The sequence below is a fragment of the Methylophilus sp. Leaf408 genome, assembly GCF_916856905.1.
In the GTDB taxonomy this organism is placed as follows: domain Bacteria; phylum Pseudomonadota; class Gammaproteobacteria; order Burkholderiales; family Methylophilaceae; genus Methylophilus.
In genome coordinates, this window is the sequence record NZ_CAKASK010000002.1 from 518,881 (window position 1) to 542,490 (window position 23,610).

23 protein-coding genes are annotated in these 23,610 nt (G+C 49.9%); 16 read left to right on the forward strand and 7 right to left on the reverse strand.

Annotated elements, in window-relative coordinates:
* The first annotated feature begins 162 nt into the window (after positions 1-162).
* From cptA to LPA26_RS13405, 3 genes are read left to right on the forward strand one after another with little or no spacing between them, the layout of a single operon-like run.
* Positions 163-1,869 carry a phosphoethanolamine transferase CptA gene (gene cptA / locus LPA26_RS13395; RefSeq protein ID WP_229008719.1) on the forward strand — a complete coding sequence of 569 codons (1,707 nt, stop codon included), beginning with the start codon at positions 163-165 and terminating at the stop codon, positions 1,867-1,869.
* Entirely contained in the window at positions 1,839-2,579 is a 741-nt protein-coding gene (locus LPA26_RS13400; RefSeq protein WP_229008720.1) for a phosphatase PAP2 family protein, read from the forward strand. The genes cptA and LPA26_RS13400 overlap by 31 nt, the downstream gene beginning before the upstream one ends.
* On the forward strand, positions 2,576-4,390 hold the full coding sequence (locus tag LPA26_RS13405; protein ID WP_229008721.1) for a phosphoethanolamine transferase: 1,815 nt from the start codon (positions 2,576-2,578) through the stop codon (positions 4,388-4,390). The genes LPA26_RS13400 and LPA26_RS13405 overlap by 4 nt, the downstream gene beginning before the upstream one ends.
* Here LPA26_RS13405 and LPA26_RS13410 read toward each other — a convergent pair.
* Both LPA26_RS13410 and LPA26_RS13415 read right to left on the reverse strand, forming a co-directional pair.
* Positions 4,364-4,852: a hypothetical protein gene (locus LPA26_RS13410; RefSeq protein ID WP_229008722.1), complete on the reverse strand. Its 489-nt coding sequence runs from the start codon at positions 4,850-4,852 to the stop codon at positions 4,364-4,366. The genes LPA26_RS13405 and LPA26_RS13410 overlap by 27 nt on opposite strands.
* On the reverse strand, positions 4,852-5,874 hold the full coding sequence (locus LPA26_RS13415) for a hypothetical protein (protein ID WP_055828959.1): 1,023 nt from the start codon (positions 5,872-5,874) through the stop codon (positions 4,852-4,854). Before LPA26_RS13415 ends, LPA26_RS13410 begins: the two co-directional genes overlap by 1 nt.
* A 61-nt stretch (positions 5,875-5,935) precedes the next feature.
* On the opposite strand from LPA26_RS13415, the gene LPA26_RS13420 reads away from it, so the two are divergent.
* Positions 5,936-7,591, forward strand: coding sequence for a sensor histidine kinase (locus LPA26_RS13420; RefSeq protein ID WP_229008723.1), 1,656 nt, complete (start codon positions 5,936-5,938; stop codon positions 7,589-7,591).
* A gap of 28 nt (positions 7,592-7,619) precedes the next feature.
* On the forward strand, positions 7,620-8,966 hold the full coding sequence (locus tag LPA26_RS13425) for a sigma-54 dependent transcriptional regulator (RefSeq protein ID WP_229008724.1): 1,347 nt from the start codon (positions 7,620-7,622) through the stop codon (positions 8,964-8,966).
* Between the two features lie 18 nt (positions 8,967-8,984).
* On the opposite strand, the gene LPA26_RS13430 is transcribed toward LPA26_RS13425, so the two are convergent.
* Both LPA26_RS13430 and LPA26_RS13435 read right to left on the reverse strand, forming a co-directional pair.
* A complete protein-coding gene (locus LPA26_RS13430; RefSeq protein WP_229008725.1) occupies positions 8,985-9,767 on the reverse strand; it encodes a class III extradiol ring-cleavage dioxygenase in 783 nt (260 codons plus the stop codon).
* Positions 9,768-9,791: 24 nt separating this feature from the next.
* On the reverse strand, positions 9,792-10,184 hold the full coding sequence (locus LPA26_RS13435) for a DoxX family protein (RefSeq protein WP_055828966.1): 393 nt from the start codon (positions 10,182-10,184) through the stop codon (positions 9,792-9,794).
* Positions 10,185-10,331: 147 nt separating this feature from the next.
* On the opposite strand from LPA26_RS13435, the gene LPA26_RS13440 reads away from it, so the two are divergent.
* A complete protein-coding gene (locus LPA26_RS13440; RefSeq protein ID WP_229008726.1) occupies positions 10,332-11,240 on the forward strand; it encodes a LysR family transcriptional regulator in 909 nt (302 codons plus the stop codon).
* Here the strand turns inward: LPA26_RS13440 and LPA26_RS13445 are convergent.
* Positions 11,234-11,638, reverse strand: coding sequence for a DoxX family protein (locus LPA26_RS13445; RefSeq protein WP_229008727.1), 405 nt, complete (start codon positions 11,636-11,638; stop codon positions 11,234-11,236). The two genes, LPA26_RS13440 and LPA26_RS13445, sit on opposite strands and share 7 nt — an antisense overlap.
* Positions 11,639-11,886: 248 nt before the next feature.
* Here LPA26_RS13445 and LPA26_RS13450 point away from each other — a divergent pair, with 248 nt between their 5' ends.
* From LPA26_RS13450 to LPA26_RS13495, 10 genes are all read left to right on the forward strand, one after another.
* The gene (locus LPA26_RS13450) at positions 11,887-12,525 is read left to right on the forward strand and encodes a TetR/AcrR family transcriptional regulator (protein WP_055828970.1); all 639 of its coding nucleotides are present in this window, start codon (positions 11,887-11,889) and stop codon (positions 12,523-12,525) included.
* Entirely contained in the window at positions 12,518-13,597 is a 1,080-nt protein-coding gene (locus LPA26_RS13455) for an efflux RND transporter periplasmic adaptor subunit (protein ID WP_229008728.1), read from the forward strand. The genes LPA26_RS13450 and LPA26_RS13455 overlap by 8 nt, the downstream gene beginning before the upstream one ends.
* Complete coding sequence (locus tag LPA26_RS13460) at positions 13,598-16,786, forward strand: efflux RND transporter permease subunit (protein WP_229008729.1); 3,189 nt, start codon at positions 13,598-13,600, stop codon at positions 16,784-16,786.
* A 120-nt stretch (positions 16,787-16,906) separates the two neighbouring features.
* Positions 16,907-17,563 carry a protein-L-isoaspartate O-methyltransferase gene (locus LPA26_RS13465; protein ID WP_229008730.1) on the forward strand — a complete coding sequence of 219 codons (657 nt, stop codon included), beginning with the start codon at positions 16,907-16,909 and terminating at the stop codon, positions 17,561-17,563.
* A 16-nt stretch (positions 17,564-17,579) separates the two neighbouring features.
* Positions 17,580-18,917, forward strand: coding sequence for a TolC family outer membrane protein (locus tag LPA26_RS13470; protein WP_229008731.1), 1,338 nt, complete (start codon positions 17,580-17,582; stop codon positions 18,915-18,917).
* A gap of 1 nt (position 18,918) precedes the next feature.
* The gene (locus tag LPA26_RS13475) at positions 18,919-19,473 is read left to right on the forward strand and encodes an isochorismatase family protein (RefSeq protein ID WP_229008732.1); all 555 of its coding nucleotides are present in this window, start codon (positions 18,919-18,921) and stop codon (positions 19,471-19,473) included.
* Positions 19,474-19,490: 17 nt separating this feature from the next.
* Complete coding sequence (locus tag LPA26_RS13480) at positions 19,491-19,829, forward strand: tRNA-binding protein (protein WP_229008733.1); 339 nt, start codon at positions 19,491-19,493, stop codon at positions 19,827-19,829.
* Between the two features lie 27 nt (positions 19,830-19,856).
* The gene (locus tag LPA26_RS13485; RefSeq protein WP_229008734.1) at positions 19,857-20,126 is read left to right on the forward strand and encodes a GNAT family N-acetyltransferase; all 270 of its coding nucleotides are present in this window, start codon (positions 19,857-19,859) and stop codon (positions 20,124-20,126) included.
* Between the two features lie 14 nt (positions 20,127-20,140).
* The gene (locus LPA26_RS13490) at positions 20,141-20,347 is read left to right on the forward strand and encodes a GNAT family N-acetyltransferase (RefSeq protein WP_229008735.1); all 207 of its coding nucleotides are present in this window, start codon (positions 20,141-20,143) and stop codon (positions 20,345-20,347) included.
* A 13-nt stretch (positions 20,348-20,360) separates the two neighbouring features.
* Positions 20,361-20,708: a GFA family protein gene (locus tag LPA26_RS13495; RefSeq protein ID WP_229008736.1), complete on the forward strand. Its 348-nt coding sequence runs from the start codon at positions 20,361-20,363 to the stop codon at positions 20,706-20,708.
* A 163-nt stretch (positions 20,709-20,871) separates the two neighbouring features.
* On the opposite strand, the gene pnp is transcribed toward LPA26_RS13495, so the two are convergent.
* Positions 20,872-22,992 (reverse strand): polyribonucleotide nucleotidyltransferase, encoded by a 2,121-nt coding sequence (gene pnp, locus LPA26_RS13500; protein WP_229008737.1) that lies wholly within the window; start codon positions 22,990-22,992, stop codon positions 20,872-20,874.
* Between the two features lie 288 nt (positions 22,993-23,280).
* Positions 23,281-23,550, reverse strand: coding sequence for a 30S ribosomal protein S15 (gene rpsO, locus LPA26_RS13505; protein WP_055828993.1), 270 nt, complete (start codon positions 23,548-23,550; stop codon positions 23,281-23,283).
* Positions 23,551-23,610: the final 60 nt, after the last annotated feature.

The following is a 23,610-nucleotide window of genomic DNA, read 5'->3' on the forward strand; positions in this document are numbered from 1 at the left end:
CATAAAGGTGCATGCTGTCTTTATGACATCAACACATAAATAACAACAAAAAACCATTTAAATATCATATAGTTAATGACAAATCACTTTTAAATAATCTTCTATGGCATAACGCTTGCAAAGATACCCCTGAATTTATCAAAAATAATTAGGGAAGTCTTTGTGAAGCATCCATTCTTACGCGCCTATGGCCTGTTTCTGCTGCTGGGCGGTTTAACACAATTCCTGCTTTGGTTATTTGGCGCATCATCCCTGGAAGGATTCAAGGATGCCGTCATTGTTTCCGCTTTGTGGTTGATTCCGCTGTGGTGGCAACCGCAACGGTTGCGCTTTTGGAGCGCAGCGATTGCAATTTTTATCGGTATCTCTGCCTTACCTGGTATCGCTTACTTTTTAATTTATCGTCAAGAGCTGACCCAGAGCTTGATGATGATTTTGTTTGAATCAAACAAAAGTGAATCTCAGGAATATCTGCACAACTATTTTTCCTGGTGGATCTTGCTGGTACTGCTGGCTTGTATCGTCATCCCCGCGCTTTACTGGCGCACATTAAAACCGGCGCAACTGTCGAAATCACGCGCAGCGGTTTATTCATTAATTACTGTGTTGATCGCTTTTTCCTCCCCGTTAAAACATGTGGTTAACAATCAATGGATGTACGCTTATAAGAGCTTTAACAAACATTTCAGCGGCGTGCCACCTTACCAGTTAGCCTTGGGTTACCTGAATTACCAGCAGCAGTTGGATGAAGTTAACCAGACTTTGCTGACCATGAACAAGATTCCGCCTCTGGCGCAATTATCTGAACAAGCCAAGCCGGGGCCAACCACTGTGGTGCTGGTGATTGGTGAATCTACTTCGCGTTTGCATATGGGTTTATATGGTTATGGCCGCGATACCAATCCTGAACTCAACAAAATTAAACATGAGCTGACAGTGTTTGAAAATGTATATTCTCCACGCCCGAACACCATTGAAAGCCTGCAGCAGGTGCTGACATTTGCCAATCAGCAGCATCCTGACGATTACAAGACTAAGCCATCACTGGTGGCGATGATGAAACAGGCTGGCTACCACACTACCTGGATCACCAACCAGCAGACCCTGACTGGCCGCAACACCATGCTGACAACGTTCGCCAAACAGGCAGACAAACAATATTTCCTGAATAACGAGCGCCGGCAGAATGCTTACAGCTTTGATGAAAAGGTATTGGCACCGTTTGCTGAAAGCCTGAACGATCCGCATCCGAAAAAACTGATCGTGGTGCACCTGCTAGGCACACACATGAAGTACAGCTACCGCTATCCGGAAAAGTTTGATGTGTTCAAAACCACCCAAGGTTTGCTTGCCACCGGGCTGGATGAAGAAAAAACCGCATTGATTAACAGTTATGACAATGCTATCCGCTATAACGACTGGATCATGTCGCAGCTGATTTCTACACTGAAAGCCAAGCAACAACATAGTCTGCTGGTTTACTTCTCCGACCACGGTGAAGATGTGTACGACACTGCGCCGCACGACTTCCAGGGACGTAACGAAGCCGCGCCTACCTTACCTATGTACAGCATACCGCTGATCATCTGGCATTCGGATAATTGGTTTAACGCTAAGAAAGTGTTAGCTAATGTGGATACGCATCAGCAATATGACAATGCCGACCTGATATATACCCTGGCCGACCTGGTTGGACTGTCATTCGATGGTTTTCGCCCGGATGAGAGTATCGTCAACGCGCAATTCCTGCCTGATAGCATCCTGGTGGGCGACCCCTATATTGGCAAATTGCAAACGTTACCGGGCACAAAACATTTTCCTGACAGTGAGGTCGCCACATGGAACGCTGGCTTACCAACAAGGGATTAGCCGGGTTATGGCTGCTGCTGGGTGCAAGTGCCCTGGCGATTTTCGCCATGGCGAATTACACCCCGCTCGATTTGATGCTTGCAGACTGGATGTTCGACTTTAGCCGCGGCCAGTTTACTGACCAGCACGTATTTTTCTATGACACGGTCATGCATAGTTATGCCAAATATTTGCTATTGAGCGTGTGGCTGGTGCTATTGGTGTTTGCCATGTTGCCGGGAAGATTGCGTCCAAGCTGGTTATCTCCTGCACAAAAATACCGCTTGCGTTGGGTAGCCGCACTGGCCATCGCGCACAGTAGCTTGGTGTCATGGCTAAAACATCAGATGCCGCATGCCTGCCCGTGGGATATCACGCGCTATGGTGGCACTGCAGACTGGTTTCCTGCATTTGCTGCACACACTTCCCAAATGGCTGGCCATTGTTTCCCCGCCGGGCATGCCAGCAGTGGCTTATGGCTTTCTGCCCTGTGTTTATGCTGGTTACCGCACCACCCACGTAAAGCTTTGGCGGTGATGGTAGCCGGGCTATCGGTTGGTTTTATGCTTGGCTGGAGCCAGCAACTTCGCGGGGCGCATTTCCTCTCGCATACGCTGACATCCATGTGGCTGATGTGCGCTTTGCTGTTGTGCGTATTGTCATTTTCCAGCAGCAATTACCTCATTCGTATTTATCCCAATAACGCTTACTCTAAACGCAGTTACCCATGAAAAAATTTTCCTTGTCCGCGGTGTTCCGCCATTTATTCACCCGACAGATATTAATGATCTGGGGTGTGACGTTGTGGCTGATGGCATTTGATAACTATGCGCTGGTTTCACATTTAAGCCAGCTGTATCCACCACTAGGTGGCCAAAGCGGTTTGCTGCTCAGCCTGTTGCTGTTTTTTACGCTGGTTACCGCCATCTGGCTATTACTGATCAGCCATGGCCGCAGTGCGCGCTGGTTATTGGCATTGATACTGTTCAGCAGTGCATTCGCCGGTTTTTACATGCAGGAGTTTGGCATCATCATCGATACGGTGATGCTGGACAACTTGCTACAAACCGACAATAAAGAGATTGTCGGCCTGCTCTCCTGGGACATGCTCTTTTTTGTCATTGAAATTGGGGTAGTGCCTGCTTTATGGATGCTGTTCAGAGCGCCGCAAGAATGGTTTCAACGTGATAGCCTGCGAATTCGCGCTCTGCACCTGGGGTTTTTAGTGGTGGTGATGGTGGCGACTGTGTGGCCGAACTCTGCCGGATACGCCAGCTTTATCCGCGAGCACAAACTGGCCCGAATGTATGCAAACCCCAGCTTTATGCATTACTCATTAATTAAATGGACTAACCAGCACCTCAGCATTCCCGAGAGTCAGGCGCTGGAACAGGTCGCCACAGATACACAAAGAGTTGGCGCTAACACTAAACACGAGCTGGTCATCATGGTGGTCGGTGAAACCGCGCGCTATGACCGCTTCTCGCTGAATGGCTACCATAAACTGACTAATCCGCGCTTGCAGCAGGAAGATGTAGTCAGCTTTAAACAGGTGACTTCGTGCGGTACTTCTACCGGTGTATCGGTACCTTGCATGTTTTCCATGCTGGGCAGGCAGCAGTATTCGGCGAAAAAAGCCAGACATATGGAGAATGCGCTGGACATTTTGAAAGAACATAATGTCAATGTGTTATGGCGTGATAACAATTCAGACTCAAAAGGTGTGGCTACGCGTATGGCTTACCAGGATTTTCAATCACCGGCACAGAATACAGTCTGCGATACCGAATGCAGGGACGTTGGTATGTTAAATGGCCTGGACCAGTACATCCAGTCTCACCATGGCCAAGACATCATGATCGTATTGCACCAGATGGGTAATCATGGGCCGGAGTATTATCGTCGTTATCCGAAAGCATTCGAAAAATTCACTCCGGTGTGCCGCAGCAGCGATTTATCCAAATGCAGCCAGCAGGAAATCGATAATGCCTATGACAACGCTATTTTATATACCGATTATTTCCTGAGTGAAGTCATACAGCTTCTGAAAAAATACGACAACAGTCATGAAACCGCCATGTTATATGTAGCTGACCACGGAGAATCTCTGGGAGAGCATGGGCTTTACCTGCATGCAGCACCTTATATGATTGCGCCTAAGGAGCAGACTCATGTACCGGCCATTTTATGGCTGGGCAAACAGTTTGATTATTCGATTAACCAGATCAGGCCTTACCAAAATTACCCGCTTAGTCATGATGACGTGTTCTGCACACTCTTGACAGCCTATGAACTCAAATCCAGCACTTGCCATTCGCATTACAGTTGGCTGGTCGCAAACCCGGTGGTGCGTGCAGAGCCCAAATTGCCGCCGCTGCCATTACAGCCGGAGCAGCCACTTGCGCCACCTGCTGTCGTTATCCGTGAGCAGCCAGGTGGGAATCTACAGACAAAGCTGGATCAACCACCGGCGCCGGAACAGGCAGGCAGAATGAAGGCGATAAAAAATGTCGCATTAAGGCGTAGCAGTACTGCAACGTAAAGCGGGCGCTTCACCCAGTATCTTATTGGCCGTCACCCATATGACCGGCTTCACCCGCTCATCGACCTTGCATGCATCTATGTAGCCAATAGCGCTTTCAGTGTAAGCGACGTAACGTATCATCGCTTCTTGTGATTCCACGGTATACGGCGGCTGGATACCGTGGAAATACTGCTCATTCCAGTAACCTACTTGCGACCTCGGACTACTGTGCAATACCTGCTGCGAAAAGCGCAAGCGTAACGGATGGTCACTGGACAAATTGGCCGGATGTAAAGGTTTACCATGGTTGTCATACAGCTTCTTGCGCCAATAAACGGATGCCAGATCATTGGTAGCCACCGGCACCGTATAGGCAGCCTGAGCTGACACAATCACCGCAATCACCGGCTCGTCAGCCAGGGCGAGGCCGGGCAAAAAGCCAGCGACTATGATCCAGATGCTGAGCAAAAAGAAACGCATCAATACATCATCGCAAACGAAGTAGTGAATCCGCGCGGTATATCCTCATATTCGCCATTACCGCCTACGACTTCAAATTTTAGTAACTGGTTTGGTTTTAGCCTTTTGGTTACCCCTATGATCCAGCGCTCGGCGTTGGAGGTGTCAGGCTGATGCAGGCTTTCCAGCCGGGTGATCCAGTACCAGTCATTTTTGATCAGGTAGGCACTTTGCAGGTAAAAACCACTGCCGCCACCCTGGCCATGGTCAATCTTGCGGGTATACGCTTCGCCACTCAGTTCCCAGCGGTTAAACTCGATCAGGAAATCCACACCGAGCAGGCTGTATTTAGGTCCAAACGACTGTTCTTCGCGATACGTGGCGTAATTCAGGCCTATGGTATTCAGGCCGGCATTTTCATCAGTGAAATTGAATACATTATTGAGGGCAACCCGTGCACCACGCATGTCCTTGTACTGCGTTTCACCGCGGCTTTCCGGTTGCGCATTCATAGTCGCGCTGTAAATCTGGTAATCCAGCGAGCGCTCCTGAAAAGGCAATGTGCCAAAAAACTGTATGCCGCTGGTAAAGGTGGGAAACAGCTCAGTAGTTGCCAGAGGCCGGCTAGCTGTCCATACCAGTGGCGATGCATGCAACTGGTTCCATCGGCCTAACGGTGTGAGGAAACGGCCCAGTCGTACGTTGGCACGTTCGGTTAGATTCACATCAAAATACAGACGCTCGGGATTGATATAGGCGTCGCGGAAATCCAGTCCCTGGCGGTGGTTATAACTGGCTACATCTTCCAGGTCCAGTTCGCCGAAAAACTTGATACGGGTGTTTTTATCCCAAGTCACGATCATCGCCAACTCGTTCCAGTTCAGCCGGGTGGTTTCTGTGCGTGGTATATGCAAATCCACACTGGTATATCCCCCAATGCGGAAGCCATCCCAGAAAGAGGAATCTTCCTCCGCCAACAGTGGCTTGCACATCATGCATAGGCTGATTACACTGACCGCGCAACGCAATAAAATGGTGGACATACACACTTTCCGATTAAGCTAATGCAACGCCAATAGTAGAAACCGTATTTTCTCATATTCCATGCCTAAACATTCGCCTTTAACCATCCGAAAAATGCTGCTAATCGCATTTTTGCTGGCAGGATTATTGCCGGCACTATTGGTGAGTGTGCTCAGCTTTTACCAGGCACGCACCGCGTTGCGCACCGAAATAAAACATGACCTGAAAACGACAGGTAAAGCAGTAGGCGAACACATAGACCGCGTGCTGTTTGAACGTGTGCAAAACGTGCGCAGCTGGAGCCAGCTGGCGATCATGCAAGACATGCAAATTGGTGACATTGATAAGCGGCTATCTGTCTTTCTCGAAGAAACCCACTTAAGCTATGCCGCTCAATATATTTCGATTGACGTGGTCGACCTGCAATCCATCATTGTTGCCTCCAGTAATCCGCAGCACATCAACCAACGGCTTACCAGCCCGCCAGTCTGGTTCTCGTTTAAAGAAGACGATCAGCCAATCACCATCTATCATTTGCAAAATGATCAGTTGATGATTGCTACGCCCGTTTATTCTGATTTGACCCTGCAACCTATCGGCCACCTGATTGCCACGTTTAACTGGTCAGTGATCCAGAACTTGCTCAACCATGCCGCTCAACACTCCACTGAGCTTGCCTTGGTAGATGAACATGGCCGACTGCTGGCACAGTCCAGAAACTGGTCACAACCACGCTACAACCTGCATACGCATATCCCCATTGAAAGCACACTGCCAATTTACGGCTGGGAAGTAAAACTCAACAAAGAACATGATGTTGCCGTCGCTCCGGTACACCGCCTGGGGCTTATTTTCATGATCCTTTTAGTGGTGATCCTGTTTTTCTCTTTACTGCTGGTGCGGCCGATTGCAAAGCGCATCACGCAACCGCTGGAAGAACTGATCCGCTTTGTACAGCAATTGCGGCGTCCGAATGTGGTTGCCCCGCCGCTGAGTGGCCCGGTGGAGGTACAGGCGCTGCACCAGACATTCACTAAAATGGCCGCCGAACTGGCCGAGTCTGAACAACAATTGACACGCGCAGCCAAACTGGCAGTGGTTGGGGAAATGGCCGCGGCCATGAGTCATGAGGTGCGTACACCATTAGGCATCATGCGCTCATCGGCTGATGTACTGAAACGCGAACCTACACTGAGTGAAGATGGCCGCGAAGTATTGGGATTTATTATTTCCGAGACCGAGCGCCTGAACAAACTGGTGACGTCGCTGATTGATTCGGCCAGGCCGCGCTTGCCGAGCAAAACGCCACTGGAGCTGCAATCTCACTTGCAACATGTTTGCGATATGTTGCAAAAACAGGCACAGGATAAACATATCCAGCTGTCATTAAATGCACCCGAACCAGTGACTATTGCCGCCGACCAGGACCAGATGACCCAGGTGCTGGTCAACCTGATTATCAATGCCATCCAGATATTGCCCGAGCATGGCCAGGTAGCCATTTCTTTATCTCATGACCCACTTTATGCCTATCTATCGGTGGCAGATAATGGGCCTGGCGTGCCACCAGCGCAGCAGGCACATTTATTTGAAGCTTTTTTTACCCAGCGTGCCGGTGGTGTAGGGTTGGGCCTGGCGGTGGTCAAACAAATCGTCGAAGCACACGGTGGTACAATCACCTACAGCACCAGCCCGTGGCAAGGCGCACAATTCAACCTTGCCTTTCCGTTTGAATAAAGTCCTGAAATTTAAGTCAGAATAAGGCATGACAACCCCAATCACTATCCTCGCCGTTGATGATGAGCCGAATATGCGGCGCCTGCTGGAAATCAGCCTGCGCCAGGCCGGTTATCGTGCCCTTTCAGCTGGCAATGGACGCGAGGCGATGGCGTTTATCCAGCAACAGCAGATAGACCTGGTGGTCAGTGATTTACATATGCCAGGCATGAATGGCCTGCAATTGCTGGAAACCTTGCGCAAAGAACATGAGCATTTGCCCTTCATTATGGTGACTGCACAAGGTGAAATTAAAACTGCAGTTGCAGCAATGAAACTGGGTGCCAGCGATTATATTTTGCGCCCGTTTGAGCTGGAAACACTGGAAGTCGCCATTGATAAAGCCCTGACGCTCAAACGTATCAAGCAGGAAAACAGGTTTTTCAAAGAAACCCAGCAACCGGATATTACCGGCCTGGTAGGCAATAGCCTGGCCATGCAATCACTGAAACAGATGATTCAACAAGCCGCGCCGGAAAAGGCAACGGTATTTATCGTCGGTGAAACCGGCACTGGCAAGGAGCTCGTTGCCAAAGCCCTGCACGAAGCCTCTCCCCGCAATTCGGCGTTATTTGTAGCCATCAACTGCGCAGCTATCCCGGCAGATATTCTTGAATCCGAATTGTTTGGGCATGAGAAAGGCGCTTTCACCGGCGCAGTGAAAGAACGCATTGGTAAATTTGAACTGGCCAATGGCGGTACGCTTTTTCTGGATGAAATTACCGAAATGCCTATTCAATTACAGTCAAAATTACTGCGGGTATTGCAGGAAAATGTCGTCGAGAAACTAGGTGGTAACCGGCAGGTTGCGCTGGATGTGCGGGTTGTTGCCGCAACCAATCGCGACCCAATCCAGGCGGTCAAGGAAGGCAAGCTACGGGAAGATCTTTATTACCGTTTAAACGTGCTGCAATTGCAGATTCCGCCATTGCGTGAACGTAACGACGATATAGGATTACTGTCGGAGTTTTTTCTTGGTAAACGTCAGTGCCAGCTGAGTGAGAGCGCCAGACTTTGCCTGCAACATTATGCATGGCCAGGCAATGTGCGTGAACTGGAGAACATTCTCGAACGCGCCGCGATTCTGGCAGCGAACCAGACCATACAACCGCAACATTTGCCAGCGGATATTGGTAAACAACTCCCCGAGTCATCCATTGAAGTAGCTTCAGATAGCAATGCGCTTTCTATCCCCCGCACCACGGAAGCCATGGAAAAGCGACTGATTTCACAGGCTCTGGAAGCTTGTCAGGGCAATAAAACCAAAGCGGCGAAGCTGCTAGAAATCAGTGAGCGTTCACTCTGGAATAAACTCAACCAATATGGGCTTCGTTAAGTGATTTCACATACTTCACTAGCTGTTTAAATCAGCCTTCCACACATAAGCATCCATCGCCAGAATGCCGTAAGTGGTTTCTGGCGTGAATCTTTTTGGTACACCCTGCCCACTGCCTGCCGCGACAAACAAAGGCATCAGGTGATCTTCGCTCGGGTGCGCCTGTATTGCTTGACGATTCTCCGTGCGGTAATTTAATAATGTTTGTGCTTGTTCTCCAGCCAGCTGATCGGCAATCCAGTCGGCAAACGCATTCACATAAGCTAACGGTGCCGCATCGCGCTGCCCGGTAAAAAGGTCTGACAAGTTGTGCGTAATAGCACCCGAAGCAAGGATCAGCACATTCTGATCATGCAAATCCTGTAATGCCCGGCCCAGCGCGAATTGCGCTGCCGGTGTACTGCGGCTCTGTATTGATAGTTGCGTCACCGGAATATCGGCTTCGGGATACATCAGCGACAACGGTACCCAGGCACCGTGATCCAGGCCACGATCAGCTTGCGTTTGCGCTTGAATATCATGCGCCGCTAATAACTCAACCACTTTGTTAGCCAATGCGGGTGCGCCAGGAGCCGGGTAATGAATGCCATATAATGCCGCCGGAAATCCGGCAAAATCATGAATGGTTGGTGGATGCGCTGCCAGACTGACCATAGGCACGCGCGTGTCCCAATGCGCAGAGATGACCAGTATAGCGTCCGGCCTAGGCAAGGATTCTGCCAGGATTGACAGCATTTTGCCGGTCTCCCCTGGTTCCAGCGCCAGCGTCGGCGCCCCATGCGAAACGAACAAGGTCGTCATCTAGCAGCCCCCGGCTATGTGACTTTATGAACGACGGCGATTATCCAGACTGTAAGCACCGGCGCCGAACGCGACTACCAGCAATAAACCACCCACAATCGTTAAGTTTTTCAGGAACATGATCTGTTGCATCTGGTCAGCCAGATTGAAATGGAACAGAAACGCCGTTGCCAGCGTAAACAGGGCAATACCGGCAGCAGCCCAACGTGCTTTAAAGCCCACCAGCAAAGCAATACCTAACACCAGCTCTACAAACAATGCTATGCCATAAGCGACTTCCGGCATAGGTGCGCCTACACTTTGAATGTAGCCGATGGTGCCTTCAGGATTGGCTGCTTTGCCAAGGCCGCTGATAATAAAAATGTGTGATAACAAAACACGGCCTAAAACGCTGACTGCTGATTGAAATGAATTCATGTTCTACTCCTCCTGTGAATGAGTGGGCATTAGCCATTGAAATAAACTTGTCATGCTGATGACTAATACGTTGTATTGTATTCCTGAATAGAAAAATTGATAATCCCTGTTATTTAAGTATCACTGTCTCATTTAAGTTGACAATATATGCATTCATTTGAAGAGATGCGTTTTTTTATTGAAGTGGTCAAACATGGCAATTTCACCAGCGCTGCTAAAGTGCTGGGGATTTCCAAACAGCTGGTCAGCCGTCGTATCATTGCGCTTGAAGCGCGTTTGGGTGTGCGTTTATTGCAACGCACCACGCGCAAGTTATCACCCACAGAAACGGGAAAAGTTTTTTTCCAGCGTGCTCAGCATATTTTGCAAGCCATGCATGACGTAGAGGTTGAAATCAGTCATCGTTCGGATAAATTACGCGGCTTACTCAAAATCTCCACCCCGCTTTCATATGCCAACTTACGGTTGGCGCCTGCGCTGACCGCCTTTATGCAATTGCATCCCATGCTTGAAATCTGGCTGGATGCAGATAACCGGCAAGTGGACATCGTCAGTGAAGGTTATGACATGGTCATTCGTGTCACTGACCAGCCGGAAGAAGGGATGGTGGCGCGCAAACTGGAAGATGCTGCCATGCGTTTTTGCTGCAGCCCGGACTATATCGCGCGTCATGGCGCACCCCTATCTCCACATGCATTAACATCGCATGCGTGCCTGACACACCGTGCCAGCGAGTGGATATTCAACGAAAACGACCAGCTGCAACGTATTCATATACAACCACGCTTAAGATCCAACCATGGTGAGGTGTTGCGCGATGCCGCGATTGCAGGACTGGGTATCACAGGCTTACCCGCATTTTATGTGATGGAGGCGCTACAAAACGGAAAGCTGGTAGAGGTGCTGGCTGATTACACCATACAACAGGCGGGTATTTATGCCATGTATCCTTACCATAAGCAGGTTTCTGCGAACACGCTGGCATTGGTGGCACATTTGCAGCAATGGTTCGGATCAGGTGAAACCAGATCCGAACTATTGAGCGCTGATCACTGATTAAGAACCAATCGCTTGCCTTTATCCACGCTGTAACCGCCAGGCCCAAAGGCGATGACAACAAGCAGGCCGCCAATAATGGTGATGTTTTTCAGGAACATGATGACCTGTACCGGATCGGCCATATTGCTATGAAACGTCAGCGCCGTGACAAAGGTAAAAATGGCGATCCCCGCTGCCGCTAGTTGCGACCGAAATCCGACTAATAACGCGATGCCTAATCCCAGCTCCACGAACAATGCCACCGCATAGGCTATCTGCGGTAAAGGTAAATGAGCACTTTCAATATAGGCGATAGTACCCGCAGGATCCAACAATTTAGTAATGCCGCTGATAACAAAAATTAAAGACAATAAAACACGCCCCATAAAACTAACCCAACGCTGCCGAACATTCATACTGAATCGCTCCTAATCGTTTTTGGACTCGCCGCCCGCTCGATTCTTTGATCGCTACGGACATCGGTATGATGCATGCCGGTGAAAGGCAGAGTTTGTTACCACCCAGCTAATCAGCCCTCCCTGAACACCGGTGTATCACATTTGTTACTCTGCACCATTCTTGGCTGAAATGCCAGCATGATTTGACTTTGTAATTTAACAATGTTAAGTTAACGTTGTTAACAATAAATTCCGCTACCGAATTCATGCCCCCAAAAGTAAAAACAGATGCTGAAAAACTGGCTATCCGCACCGTCATCATCGATGCGGCACGAGACCTGTTTATTCATCACGGGGTAGATGCAGTGACCATGCGAGGCGTGGCGAACAAGATCGGCTATTCAGCCACCAGCATTTACCTTTACTTCAGTGACAAGGAACAATTACTGCGTGCAGTGGTGGATGCCGATGCACTTAAGCTGGCACAGGCGCTGCACTCTACTTTAGCCATCAGCGATCCGCTGGAACGGTTTTTGCAGTTTGCCCAGCATTATGTGCAGTTTGCGCTGGCTAACCCCAATCATTACCGCATGATGTTCATGACGCCACATCTTCCTTGCGACCCGGCCTTATCAAGCATTGAACAACATAACCCTGAGCAGGACGGCTATGCCCAGCTGATAGGGGTGGCTACCAGCGCTTGTGCGGCCGGCATATTTAAAGATGAATTTAATCATCCTGTTCTCCTGGCACAAACCGTATGGGCATCCATGCATGGGTTGTGCGCATTGCAGATCAACATGGCCGATGATGCCTGGATCAATTGGCAGCCCATCGAAGCCCGTATCGATTTCATGATGCGCATGTGTTTACAAGGATTGTTGAAAGTTACTCCACATGAATAACGCTTTTTTATTGACGCTATGCTTCAGCCTGCTACTGGGTGCCTGCCACAAGGAAAACCAGGAAGTTGCCGCCCCACGCCCGGTATGGGTGATGAAGGTGGGTACTACAGATACTCATGCAAGTGGGAGTTACACCGGTGAAGTTCGCTCGCGCTACGAATCCAGCATCGGCTTCCGCATTGCCGGCAAGATTACTTCTCGTGATGTGAATGTGGGAGACATGGTTAAGAAAGGCCAGTTGATTGCACGGCTGGACCCGAATGATTCCCGGCTTAACGCGCAGGCAGCCAGTGCCGAGGTGCAGACTGCGCAGGCCAACCTGTCACTGGCAAAATCAGAACTAGCCCGTCGCGAGCAGCTTTACCAAAAACAATTCATTTCCAAATCCGCACTGGAAAGCTACGAGACCCAGGTCAAAACCTCGCAGGCTCGCCTGGCACAAGCCCAATCGCAAGCGGCAGTCAGCCAGCACCAAACCGCCTACACACAACTACTCGCTGATCGTGCAGGGGTAATCGGCATGATTCAGGCAGAACCTGGACAAGTGGTTGCCGCCGGGCAGACCGTTGCGCAAATTTATGATTTGCAGACACTTGAAATCCAGATTTCTGTACCGGAAACCACCATAGCGGAGCTGAAGATCGGGGATACGGCACTGGTCACGCTTAAGGAATCAGCACAGCCATATACCGGACGTATCCGTGAAATTTCACCAGCGGCTAACAGCCAGACACATGCTTTCGATTTACGTATCCAGCTACTCAATATTGATCATCGCATCAAGCTGGGAATGACTGCAGACGTAATGTTCTCTGAGGCGAATACCGCGCAAAAAATTATCGTCCCTTCCACCGCGGTGACGCAAAATGGTCAACAAGCAGCAGTCTGGGTAATTGATCCGCAACAGCAAGTACATCTGCGCCCGGTCACGACCGGCTTACTCAGCGAACAAGGGATAGAAATTACTTCTGGCCTGCAAGCAGGCGAAATTATCGCCACTATCGGCGTGCATACATTGACCGAAGGCATGCAAGTACAAGCGGTGACGCCTGCACCCGAGGTGCTTCGCTAAATGACTGCACCTAATATGCCGGATAACCAGCAGAACCCAGAGCTACACCAGCGCTTTAACCTCTCGACCTGGGCATTGAAAAACCAAGCCTTGGTACTGTATTTTATTATCCTGACGCTGATAGGCGGTGTACTGGCGTATACCCACCTCGGGCAATCTGAAGACCCGCCATTCACTTTCAAGGTGATGCTGGTCCGCGCCAGCTGGCCAGGGGCATCAGCCCAGGAAGTCGAGCAGCAAGTCACTGACAGGATAGAGAAAAAACTGCAGGAAATTCCCTCTATCGATTACACCAGCAGCTATTCAAGACCTGGTGAATCGGTGGTTTTCATTGTGATCCGTGATAATACTTTCTCGGAGAAGATTCCCGAATTATGGTATCAAATACGTAAAAAGATAGGCGATATCCGCCACACTTTTCCCAGCGACCTGCAAAGCCTGACCTTTAACGATGAGTTCAGTGATGTCTACGGGACTATGTACGCCATCACGGCCGATGGCCTTAACCCGCAGCAACTGAAACGGCAGGCTGAATGGGTACGGTCACGCTTGCTCAAACTACCAGATGTGGAAAAAGTCGATCTCTTCGGTGAACAGCCACAGAAAATTATTATCGAGATCTCCAACCAGAAACTGACCTCGCTGGGCATCAGTCCGGCCCAACTGGCGCAGATGCTGAAACAGCAAAACACAGTCATCGGTTCAGGCACATTTGATGCAGGGCCGGAACGCATCAGGCTCAGTGTCAGCGGGCGCTTACAAACATTAGAAGATTTGCGTCAGTTTCCTATTCGCGCTGGTAATCAAAACCTGACCCTGGGAGAGATTGCCTCCATCAAACGCGGTTACGCTGACCCGCCTGCACAACGCATACACTTCAACGGCCAGTCGGCATTATTGATTGGTGTTAGCATGCAGCAAGGCGGCGATGTGATTGCACTGGGTGAAGCGTTGCAACAAAACATCACCAGCGTGCAAAAACAGCTTCCGGTAGGTGTGCAACTGCACCCTGTAACGTCACAGCCGGATATTGTCCAGCACTCGGTACAAGACTTTGTACATTCCCTGACCGAAGCCTTGATCATTGTGCTGGCAGTCAGCCTGCTCTCTCTAGGCTGGCGGACCGGCATCGTGGTCGCGGTGGCAATCCCGATCGTACTCGCAGGCACTTTCCTGATGATGGACTGGTTTGGCATAGGCTTGCACAAAATCTCGCTAGGGGCCTTGATTCTGGCATTGGGCTTGTTAGTGGATGATGCCATTATTGCGGTAGAGATGATGGCATCGAAAATGGAACAGGGCTGGGCGCGTATGGACGCGGCCTCATTTGCATTCACCTCCACCGCGATGCCTATGCTGACCGGCACGCTGGTCACTGTAGCCGGTTTTTTGCCGATTGCTATTGCAGTGTCCTCAACCGGGGAATATACCCGTTCCATTTTCCAGGTATCCGCAATTGCGTTGACTTTATCATGGGTGGCTGCGGTGATCGTCGTGCCGTTTTTAGGCTATCACCTGTTACCTGATGCTGCACAACAAACCAGGGCGCCTGGCGGAGTAATGCAAAAAATAAAGTATTTCCTGGGTTTTAAAAACAAGCCTGAAAGCGAAGCAAGCGCTCACCACCACGATATCTATGAGACCAAATTTTATAAACGTCTACAAAATATTGTCAGCTGGTGTGTGATGCACAAAGGTCTTGTCATTATCGCCACTATCATTCTGTTTGCAGTGTCCATGTTCAGTTTTGGCAAAGTACAACAGCAGTTTTTTCCAGACTCCACCCGGCTGGAAATTGTGGTCGATTTGCGCCTGGCCGAAAATGCCAGTGACCAGTCCACCGATGAGGCGGTGAAAAAGCTTGAGCATTGGTTACAGCAATGGCAAAAAAATCACGCGCCGCTACAAAATGTAGTGTCTTATGTCGGCTCAGGAGCCCCGCGTTACTATTTGCCCCTGGATGTGCAACTGCCTCATCGCGCGTTTGCGCAACTGGTGATTCTCTGTGGCAACTTGCAACAGCGGGAAGCTTTACGTAACGACCTGCTGACATTGTTCGAACATGACTTCCCGCAACTGCGCGCATCTATCCTGCGGCTGGAAAATGGTCCGCCAGTGGGTTTCCCGGTACAATTTCGTGTCGACGGGCAGAATCTGCCGGCAATCAGGGAGGTTGCACACAAGATTGCCGATGCCATGCGCGCCAACCCACATTTGCGTAACGTACAGCTAGGCTGGGAAGAGCCAAGTAAAGTGATTCATGTGGATATCGACCAGCACAAAGCCAGGCTGTTAGGGGTGAGTTCGCCTGATATCGCGCAATTGCTGAATACGCAGTATTACGAACAAGTAGTCAGCGAATTCAGGGAAGGCAATGAACGGATAGACCTGGTGATGCGCAGTACCGGGGCAGAACACAGCAAGCTCTCGCAACTGGCGCAACTCACGGTATTAAGCCAACGTGGCGAGCGTGTCCCCCTGGCGCAGGTTGCCAATATCCATGACGGGTTTGAAGAAGGCGTGATCTGGCGGCGTAATCGCGTGCCTTCGCTCACGGTGCGCGCCCACTTACGAGGCAATATGCAAGCGCCGGTAGTGTCTACACAAATCACGAAAGCGATTCAGCCCATACTGCAAAAGCTGCCTGCTGGCGTGACTGTAGAAACTGGCGGTGCGATAGAAGAATCAGCCAAAGGTGCCAAATCAGTGGCCAAAGGTGTGCCCTTGTTTTTCGCGGCGGTATTTACTTTACTGATGTTGCAGTTACGCAGTATCTCGAATGTATTACTGGTGGTGCTCACTGCCCCATTAGGGATGATAGGCATCACCTTCGCCCTGTTGCTGTTTAATATGCCGTTTGGCTTTGTGGCCATGCTCGGCAGCATTGCATTATCCGGCATGATCATGCGCAACTCGGTGATTCTGGTCGACCAGATTAACCAGGATATCGCCGAAGGTGCTTCGCTGGAACAGGCAGTTGTGCAATCTACCGTACGCCGCTTCCGGCCTATCGTGCTCACTGCCGCCGCTGCCATTTTGGCGATGATTCCGCTGACACGCAGTGTGTTCTTCGGACCGATGGCCGTCGCCATTATGGGCGGCTTGGCAGTGGCTACTGTGCTTACCATTTTGTTTGTACCAGCCCTGTATACATTCTGGGCAAGGCTTACCGCAAGAACCGCGAAATGATGACGCAATAAACTATAATACTGAGACCAGACAGGCATTAAATGCAGGGCAGGATTTAAAAGGTAATTGCCTTGAATTCTGCAACTAGATGGACATTGAACTTACACACAGGACTAGACCATGACAGACCAGGCAACCGCACGTTTTAACATGATTGAGCAACAGATCCGCACCTGGGAGGTGCTGGACCCTAAAGTACTGGCAACACTCAACAGTATCCCGCGTGAAAACTTTGTCCCAGATGCTTATCGCGGGCTAGCCTTTGCCGACATTGAGATTCCCTTGGCGCATGATCAGCAAATGCTGAGCCCTAAAGTGGAAGGCCGTTTTTTACAGGCTTTGCAATTGCAAGCGACGGACAAAGTATTACTGATAGGCGCTGGCAGTGGCTACCTGGCGGCCTTGATGGCGCAACACGCTGCGCAAGTGACCGCGCTTGAGATATTCCCTGACTTGTGTGAATTAGCCAGCCAGAACCTGAGCAAACAAGGCATCCATAATGTGCAGGTGATAGAAGCTGATGGTCATAGCGGATTGGAATCCAATGCGCCGTTTGACGCGATTGTGTTCACTGCCTCAAGCCCGGTAGAGGCTGAAGGCGTCCGTCGCCAGCTGAGCATAGGTGGCCGCATGCTGATTGTGCTGGGTAAAGCCCCGGTCATGCAGGCAACCTTGATCCAGCGCCTGGCAGAGCACAGCTACAAACAGGACGTGCTGTTTGAGACCAGCCTGACAGAAATGCAGAACGCACCGCAAGCACAAGCATTCTCTTTCTAAGCTAGATTAACGCGCTATGAATATCTTGTCACGGGTTTTGCTACTGACCGCCTTGTGCATACCGCAAGCCATTCTGGCAGCGTCACAAAGCTTGATGGACGTGTATCAGGAAGCCAAAGCCAATGACCCGGTGCTCGCTTCTGCTGGGAGTGCGAATCAGGCCGCGCAGGAAATCATAGAACAAGCCAAGGCCGGCTATCGGCCTTCGGTTAATTTTCTGGCGGGCGCCAATGCCAACCGTACCGATTTAAAGATTATTGGTAGTCCGGCACCTTTCCCCGGCGGACGCAATAACTTTGAAGGCTACCAGGCCCAGCTGCAAGCCAGGCAACCAATTTTTCGCAAAGAAAACTTGGAACGCATAGACCAGAGCAAAGTGCAGGTCAGCATTGCAGACAAGCAATTTCACCTTGCCCAGCAAGGGCTGATGTTGCGCACTACGCAGGCTTACTTTGATATGTTGCTTGCGCAAGATCGCATCACCTTGATCGAAGCGCAGAAAAAAGCCATTCAACGCCAGTTGCAACAGGCAAACGCGAATTTTGAAGTAGGCACCGCCACCGTGACCGATGTTAACGAAGCGCAGGCACGTTATGACCTGATTGCCGCGCAAGAACTTTCTGCTCTAAATGACATGGAAATTGCCAGACGCAGCCTGCAGGCGATCACAGGCAAACTGCCTGAACAACTCGCAAGCGTTCGCGAAGATATACAGGTCACATCCAATCTGAAAGCCATGCAGGAGTGGCAGGATGTCACTAATGCCAGCAACCTCAATATCCAGATCCAGCAGGAAACCGTGCAGGTAAGTGAAAAAGACATTGAAATTGCGCGGGCCGGACATTACCCGGCAGTGGATGCGGTTGCCAGCTACCAGGATAGTTACAGCAATGGCGGCCAGTACGGATTTGGCGGCGACCTGAAAAGCGCCAGTATTGGTGTGGAAGTCTCCATGCCGCTATACCAGGGAGGCGCCGTTACCTCGCGCGTGCGACAGGCCGCTTTTAACCGGCAAAAAGCACTTGATGACTTGCAGAATGCATTGCGCCAGACCACACTGGAAACCCAGCGCGCCTATTTGAACCTGAATACCAGCATCGCCCAGGTGAAAGCGCTGGAGCAGGCGCTCAAAAGTAGCCAGAGCCAGATGGACTCCACCCAGCTAGGTTACGAAGTCGGTATACGCACTAGCGTAGATGTGCTCAACGCACAACAGCAATATTTCAGCGCCAACCGTGACTTATTGCAGGCTCGCTACAACTATCTGGTCAATATCATCCGCCTCAAAACCGCCAGTGGCATTGTATCGGAAGCGGATTTGCAGGATATAGACCAGCAATTGGCAAGGAAATAGTATGAATACCATCATAGCAAGCACGGACGCCGTCTGGATGCTGGTCGATGTGCAAACACGCTTATGTGCAGCCATGCAAAAAGACGCCATGTCCGCCGTGGTGAATAACATTCAGCGACTGATCCAGGGCGCACAACTCCTCAATATTCCCCTATGGGTGACTGAGCAGTATCCGGAAAAACTGGGCGAAACGCTGCCGGAATTGCAGGCTCTGTTACCAGAGTACACACCACGTTTCGGCAAGCTGGCTTTCTCCGCCTGGCATGAAGCAGCCTTGCAGGAATCTTCCGTCAGCGTCGCACCACAAGTTGTACTGTTTGGCTTGGAAGCCCACATCTGTGTATTGCAAACCGCATTAGATGCACTGGCTTCCGGCAAGCAGGTATTTTTGGTTGAAGACGCAGTGATCTCACGCAATGAAGCCCATCGTTTAAATGCGTTGGCGAGATTACAGGCAGCTGGCTGCATCATTACCAATACAGAATCTGTGTTATTCGAGCCTATGCAAGGCGCAACGCATCCGCAGTTCAAAGCGATCTCTGGGCTGATTCGCTAACTAGACTTATCGCAAAAATGAATCAAATCGAATGGAGTGACTTCACCAAAGTAGAGTTACGCGTGGGACGCGTACTTTCTGCAGAGATATTTCCCGAAGCGCGTAAACCCGCCTATAAGTTACAAATCGATTTTGGTGTTGAGATTGGTATCCGCAAATCCAGTGCCCAAATCACAGCGCACTACACCCCGGAAATACTGGTAGGAAAACTGGTCGTCGCGGTGGTCAATTTTCCCCTTAAACAAATTGGGCCGTTTATGTCTGAATGCCTGGTCACTGGCTTTCACGATGCGGAAGGCAATGTCACATTGTGCATGCCGGAACATGAAGTGCCTTTAGGTAGCAAATTGCTGTAACACAAGACTTACAGAAGAAAGTCATCGATGCATATCCGTGAAGCAACTCTGGCAGACTTTGAGCAGATCTGGCCATTTTTCCATGAGATCGTTTCTGCTGGAGAAACCTATGCCTACCCGCGTGACACAACCCGGGAACAGGCGATTACATTATGGATGGAGACGCCACGAAAAACCTTTGTCGCAGAAGAAAACGGGCAGATATTAGGTAGCTATTACATCAAAACCAACCAGCCTGGTGGCGGTGATCATGTCTGCAATTGCGGTTATATGGTGTCATCCGCTGCGCGTGTTTAGGTCTTGCGACAACCATGTGCGAGCACTCGCAGCAATTGGCAAAATCATTGGGTTACCAGGCCATGCAGTTCAACTTTGTTGCCTCCAGTAATGAAGGTGCTGTGCGCTTATGGTCCAAACTGGGATTTGAAACAGTAGGCAGGTTACCAAAAGCATTCAGACATCCAAGCAGGGGCTATGTGGATGCACTGGTGATGTACAAATGGCTATCAGAACGATGAAAGGAGAAAGGTCATGACCTGTAAAGGCAGCTGCCATTGCGGCAATATTGCATTTGAGGTGCAAGGTGAAATCACCGGCGCGTTAGCCTGTAACTGTTCCCTTTGTCAGCGCAAGGGGTCTTTGCTCTGGTTTGTACCCTTCACAGAATTAAAGTTGCTGACTCCTGAGTCCGCTATCAGCACTTACACATTCAATAAACACGTCATCAAACATCATTTCTGTCCCATATGCGGCATTCACCCTTATGGTCAGGGTATGGATGCGAAAGGCAATGCCATGGCTGCTATCAATATCCGCTGCATTGAGGATATCGATCTGGGCAGTATCCCTGTGCAACATTACGATGGTCGTTCCGCTTAACAAAGTGCTTCTCAGAAGGAATCTGCCCTGAAATTTCTTTGCTTGTGTGATTACGATCTTCTACAGTTGGCGACATTATCTGCTCAGGATATCAGCGCGATTGCGCAAGCTTGTAAACTCAATAAAAAAGCCCGCTTGCGCGGGCTTTTTTCTTCACTGCTAATTACTCAGCAGCTGGTGTTTCTTCTCTTGCAGGCGGGTCGATCAAGGCTTTGATGCTTAAGCGCACTTTACCTTTGTCATCTAACTCAACCACTTTAACTTTCACGATGTCGCCTTCTTTGAGGTAATCACCTACTGCTTTCACACGCTCGTGTGCAATTTGTGAAATATGTACCAGGCCATCTTTACCTGGCAACAATGTCACTACAGCACCGAAATCAAGGATCTTGACCACTGGGCCTTCGTAAACCTGGCCAATTTCGACTTCAGCGGTAATCGCAGCAATACGACGTTGCGCTTCAGCACCTTCTTCTGCACTGGTGCAGGCGATTTTCACGGTACCGTCTTCTTCGATATCGATGCTGGTGTTGGTTTCTTTAGTCAGCGCCTGGATCACGGAACCGCCTTTACCAATCACGTCACGGATTTTGTCCGGATTGATTTTCATGGAGATGATACGTGGCGCAAACTGTGACATTTCGGTGTTTACACCAGACACAGCCTCTTTCATCAGGCCCAGGATATGCGCGCGGCCTTCTTTGGCCTGTGCCAGGGCGACTTGCATGATCTGTGCTGTGATGCCGGTGATTTTGATGTCCATTTGCAGTGCAGTAATCCCTTTATCGGTACCTGCTACTTTAAAGTCCATATCACCCAGGTGATCCTCGTCACCCAGAATGTCAGTCAGCACCGCGACGCGGTTGCCTTCTTTAATCAGGCCCATCGCCACACCGGCAACATGCGCAGTCAGTGGCACGCCAGCGTCCAGCATGGACAAGCAACCGCCACAGACAGAAGCCATAGAGCTGGATCCATTAGATTCAGTGATCTCAGAAACGACACGAATGGTGTAATCAAAATCACCTTTGGCTGGCAATACTGCTTTCAATGCGCGCTTAGCCAGGTTGCCATGGCCAATTTCGCGGCGTTTTGGCGTACCTACACGGCCAGTTTCACCAGTGGCGAACGGAGGCATGTTGTAGTGCAGCATGAAGCTGTCGTAGTACTCGCCACCCAAGGCATCAATGGTTTGCTCATCTTTACCGGTACCCAAAGTAGTTGCTACCAGCGCTTGTGTTTCACCACGGGTAAACAGTGCAGAACCGTGCGTGCGTGGCAATACACCAGAGCGGATCACGATAGGACGCACGGTGCGGGTGTCACGGCCATCAATACGTGGCTCGCCATTCAGGATCTGGCTACGTACGGTTTTCGCTTCCAGCTTGAAGAATTCGTCTTTAATCTTGTTGGCTTCGAGTGTAGAAGTTTCTTCGGTGATTAAAGTGCTCATCACGCGTGATTTCACTTCATCCAGCTTGGCAGAACGCTCGCCTTTGGATTTGATTTTGAATGCCGCATTGATGTCATCAAAAGCAATTGACGAGATTTTTTCGATCAATGCAGTGTCTGGTTCTGGTACTGTCCAGTCCCAGGCATCTTTACCAGCTTCGTTAGCCAGTTCGTTAATGATTTTAATCACAGATTGCATTTGCTCGTGACCGTAAACAACTGCACCCAGCATGATGTCTTCCGGCAACTCTTTAGCTTCGGATTCAACCATCATTACAGCAGTTTCAGTCGCAGCCACTACCAGGTCCAGTGCTGACTCGGTCAGCTGTGAAGCGGTTGGGTTTAAAACGTATTCGCCGTTAATGTAACCCACGCGAGCAGCACCCATAGGGCCGTAGAATGGGATGCCGGACAATGCGATCGCAGCTGAAGCACCAATCATGGCTGGAATGTCAGCATCGATTTCAGGATCGTAAGACAATACGGTGGCTACGATTTGCACCTCATTGTAGAAGGCGTCTGGGAATAAAGGACGCATAGGGCGGTCGATCAGACGCGCGGTCAATGTTTCTTTTTCAGAAGGGCGGCCTTCACGTTTGAAGTATCCACCCGGAATGCGACCTGCCGCATAGGTTTTTTCCTGGTAATCCACAGTCAGAGGAAAAAAGTCCTGGCCCTCTTTGACTGTTGTTTTCGCAGTAGCTGCAACCAGTACCACAGTATCTCCGTAGCTCACCATCACGGCGCCATCTGCCTGGCGTGCCACTTCACCTGTCTCAATTGTCAGGGTGTGCGCACCAAACTGGATGCTTTTTTTAGTAATTTCAAACATTAGTTTTCCTTTTCTACCATGGCTATTCACTACCTAATAGCCAATCTCAACAATAGAAACTTGGAATAAGCATTTATTCCGCGTTTCGCGATATGCGGTGACTTCTGTCAGTGCGCTTTTGTTTTAATGAACAAAACATACCCACAGAAGCCACCCCAGTGGTGATTTTTATCCCTGATTATTTCGAACATTCCAGGGATTTTAAAAACAAAAAAGCCGAGGCAAGCACCATGCCATCGGCTTTTATTTCGTTAAAAGTGAGCTGTAATTTTCGTCACTTTAACCAAATTATTTACGCAGGTTCAGACGCTCAATCAATGTCTGATAACGACTAACGTCTTTACCTTTCAGGTAATCTAACAGGCTACGACGTTGGCTAACCATTGCCAACAGACCACGACGTGAGTGGTTGTCTTTTTTGTTAGCTTTGAAATGCTCAGTCAGGTATGTAATACGGTTAGTCAACAAAGCAACTTGTACTTCTGGGCTAGCCGTGTCGCCTGGACTGCGTTGGAATTCTTTAATAATCTTTGCGGATTGTTCTGCGGTAACAGCCATCTTTATTTTCCTAATTAGCGTCAATATCGCTGCAGCCAGACAACCTATTTGCCTACCGCG